Below are 352 nucleotides of genomic sequence, written 5' to 3' on the forward strand. Positions count from 1 at the left end.
TTCAGGACATTCAATAACGTAAGATTACTGACTATATTACCGACAGGAGTAAAGGGATTAGATTCAAAAAAAGTTTTACCGCAAACAGTACAGACATAGCGTCTTGCACGATAATGGATAATACAAGGGTTATGGTTAAGAGCAGAATGTTTAATAGACTTAATCTTATAATCTTTTACATGTGAAGTGCAACAAGAGCAAGCGGGACAGGGTAGCTGCTTGGGTACAAGGGTAACATTGATAACTAATGTGCCATCTTCATCACGATATGATGACGAGGATAAGATATCCTCTTGAGGAATGTTTAATAATTCTGATATAATATCCATAGTGGAAAACCACTCCTTTCGTT

The 352-nt window shown here is 36.4% G+C and carries 1 protein-coding gene; it reads right to left on the reverse strand.

Features of this window, described 5'->3' with window-relative positions:
* The coding region (locus NE665_RS24135; RefSeq protein WP_256302734.1) for a transposase family protein at positions 1-329 on the reverse strand (329 nt) is incomplete at its 3' end.
* Between the last annotated feature and the right edge of the window lie 23 nt (positions 330-352).

This window comes from Clostridium sp. DFI.1.208, assembly GCF_024463855.1.
Lineage (GTDB): Bacteria > Bacillota_I > Bacilli_A > Erysipelotrichales > Erysipelotrichaceae > Clostridium_AQ.